This window comes from Thermoplasmatales archaeon (assembly GCA_014361245.1).
Lineage (GTDB): Archaea > Thermoplasmatota > E2 > UBA202 > JdFR-43 > JACIWB01.
On record JACIWB010000075.1, the window covers coordinates 1 to 3203 of the forward strand.

5 protein-coding genes are annotated in these 3203 nt (G+C 28.6%); all 5 read left to right on the forward strand.

The annotated features are described in order from the left end of the window. The coding region (locus tag H5T45_07430) for a transposase (GenBank protein MBC7129529.1) at positions 1–399 on the forward strand (399 nt) is incomplete at its 5' end. A gap of 245 nt (positions 400–644) precedes the next feature. Continuing rightward, positions 645–875 carry a hypothetical protein gene (locus H5T45_07435; protein ID MBC7129530.1) on the forward strand — a complete coding sequence of 77 codons (231 nt, stop codon included), beginning with the start codon at positions 645–647 and terminating at the stop codon, positions 873–875. 12 nt (positions 876–887) lie between these two features. Beyond that, positions 888–2129 (forward strand): thermonuclease family protein, encoded by a 1242-nt coding sequence (locus tag H5T45_07440; protein ID MBC7129531.1) that lies wholly within the window; start codon positions 888–890, stop codon positions 2127–2129. 1 nt (position 2130) lies between these two features. Then, positions 2131–2805 carry an MjaI family restriction endonuclease gene (locus H5T45_07445; protein ID MBC7129532.1) on the forward strand — a complete coding sequence of 225 codons (675 nt, stop codon included), beginning with the start codon at positions 2131–2133 and terminating at the stop codon, positions 2803–2805. After that, positions 2802–2936 carry a hypothetical protein gene (locus H5T45_07450; GenBank protein MBC7129533.1) on the forward strand — a complete coding sequence of 45 codons (135 nt, stop codon included), beginning with the start codon at positions 2802–2804 and terminating at the stop codon, positions 2934–2936. Before H5T45_07445 ends, H5T45_07450 begins: the two co-directional genes overlap by 4 nt. Positions 2937–3203 lie beyond the last annotated feature (267 nt).

Below are 3203 nucleotides of genomic sequence, written 5' to 3' on the forward strand. Positions count from 1 at the left end.
GAAGAAATAAAAACAAACTTGTTCTTCATTCCAAATGGTAACAAATATAAAGAAAATTGGAAAAATTTCGATGTTTTCTGCACAAACATTGAAATTGATGAATCAAATATTCTTAGTCTTGCAGATCTATATAGGAGAAGATGGAACATAGAAAATTTTTATAGAGATGCTCAAGAGAATTTTATGATAAAAACGAAGACAGAGAATCCTATTATAAGGTTTTTCTTTTTCATATTTTCTGCTATCCTTTATAATCTGTGGTACTTTATAAGAGAATTTATTTCTATAATAGCTGAAAAGTGGAAAGATTCTATTCTTGATTTAATAAAGCAAAGAAAAGTTCTATGTAATATCAATTGTGCTAAAAGAATCGATGAAAAAATCATCAAAATTTTTTAATAATTTATCTCGAAAGTTATAGGACTATCTTTCGCTAATATTTTTATAGAGAAGAAATTATTTTTTGATTTTTTGTTTTCAGAACAATTAAATTAAATTGATAAAAAATTTTTTATTTTTTTGCAAAAAATTTGATTGCAAAAATCAAAATCTAACACAACATTCGGAAATACTCAGATATAGCAAAACTAGATAAATAGGTAAATTTATAAATGGATTAACTAATAAAATGTGGTGGTGGTAAAATGGAGGATAAAATATCTAAAGCAGCCCTTAAATTAATAACTTCTGCAGAGGAACCTCTTGAAACAAAAGAAATAGAAGAAAAGGTAAATAAAATTATAGAGGATAAAACCAGAACAAAATTATTTTATAGACTTAATAATTTCCGGCGGAAGAATCAATCAAAGGAAAATTTGTTGGTCTTGGCAGAGGTGTATAGAATTGATGGAAGAAAAGGAATATTTGAAAAATAAATAGGTGCTGGGATGGTATTTGCTAAGATAATTATCGGGGATAGTAGAAAAATGATAGAAGTCTCGAACAATACCATAGATTTGGTTGTTACTTCGCCGCCATATTGGCATATAAAAGATTATGAGGTTGAAGGACAAATAGGTTACGGTCAATCTCTTCATGATTACTTAAAAAATCTTTATATTGTGTGGAAAGAGTGTTTTAGAGTGTTAAAGCCTGGAACAAGATTGTGTATTAACATCGGCGATCAATTCTTGAGGAGTATTATTTATGGAAGATATAAAATAGCTCCTTTGCATTCTGAATTCATTGTTCAATGTGAAAAAATTGGATTCGATTATATGGGTGCAATAATCTGGCAAAAGAAAACAACAATGAATACCACCGGTGGAGCTAATGTAATGGGCTCTTATCCTCATCCACCAAATGGTTTGATAGAAATAGATTACGAATTTATTTTAATTTTCAAGAAACCTGGTATAAAACCTAAGCCACCAGAAGATATAAAAGAAAAATCCAAATTAACCAAAGAGGAATGGAAAGAATATTTTTCTGGTCATTGGAATTTTCCGGGGGAAAGACAAATAGGTCACGAAGCTATGTTCCCAGAAGAATTGCCCAAAAGATTAATTAAAATGTTTACATTTGTTGGTGATGTAGTTTTAGACCCATTCTTAGGAAGTGGCACTACGGTTAGAGCAGCCTTAAATTTAGAAAGAAACTTTATTGGATACGAAATCAATGAAAAATTTTTACCGATTATAAAGAAAAAAATCGGAATGAACACAACATTATTAAACTTGAATAACAGAGTTGAGATTATAAAGAGGGATAAACCAGTTCAAATAGAAGCTATTACAGATTACATACCAAACATAAAAGATGCAAAACCAAAAATTTCTCCTAAAAAGTTCAAATTTGAAAGAGACAGATTATATAAAGTAGTGGACATCTTAAGTGAAGATACTATTGAATTGGATACAGGCCTAATAGTGAAGTTATTAGGTATAAAAATTATTCCTGAAAGGAATAGTGAAGCAAAAAGATACTTAGAAAAATATGTTAAAGGAAAACAAATATTTCTTAAATTTGATTCATCATTTAGACCCGAGAATGAAATGGTCCCTGCCTACGTATTCCTTAAAAATAAAATTTTCATTAACAAAGAGATGATAAAACAAGGTTTTGCTGAAGTTCAAAAATATAATTTTCAATATAAAGAAAATTTTATGAAAACTAAACTGGTGAAGTAAGATGGCTAAAGAGTGGATATTGAATATGGCAAATGGTAGATGGGGACTTACAAAAAAGAATAGAGTTGGTCCAGTTGCATTTTGGATTAGAGAATGCGGTCCAAAAGAAATTTCTGAATGGGAAAACTATTACTTTCAAAAGTTAGATGAGTTTCTTAAACACAAAGAAATTAATTTACAACCAATGGAGTATTTAGAAAGTTTGGGAAAAACACTTTATACAAAGGTGACCGAAGTTTTAAGATCAGAAATAGATGAGGTAACAGAGGAAGATTGTATAAGATATATTAAAAATTTAGTTATAAAAAGAACATTTGATGGCTATCTTACCGAAAAAGAAACAGTTTATGGTCAATTACAAGATATCTTAAATATAAAAATAGAACCAGCACCTGATGAGTGGGATAGACTTTATAATGTAGACTTTTTTATTAGAATTAATGATAAATATATTGGGTTACAAATAAAACCAGTTACATTTGAACACGCGCCAGAATTCGCTACTAAATGGAAAGAGGCGTATAAATTCTCTCACGAGAAATTCACAAAAAAGTTCGGTGGAAAAGTTTTCATTATATTATCTGTAACAAAGGATAAAAAGAAAATTATATTCAACACTGAAGTTATTAATGAAATTAAAAACGAAATTAATAAGCTCAAATCAACATTAAGATGATAAAAAATATTTTGATTACTGGCAATCCTAGATGTGGCAAGACAATTTTAATAAAAGAAATTTTGAGAAATAAAAATTCTGCAAGAGGATTTTTAACAGAAGAAATAAGAAAAAATGCCCGGAAGGGTTGACTTTAAAATAGTTAGTTTGGGTGGAAAAAAGATGAATTTTAATTGATGAAGGAATTAAAATCCCTTATGAGGTTTCTAAATAGGGAGTTGTTTTAAAATAAATGGAGAAAATTGGAAAAATGATGCTTTTTTCTCAAAAATAGGGGTTGTCGATTAATCAAAAAATTAATGTACCCAAATTAGATTACTATTAAAGGGGATGGGAAAATGAAGAAAGAAGGTTATTGGAAGAAATATAACAAAAAATTTAGTGATTTTGATGTTAAG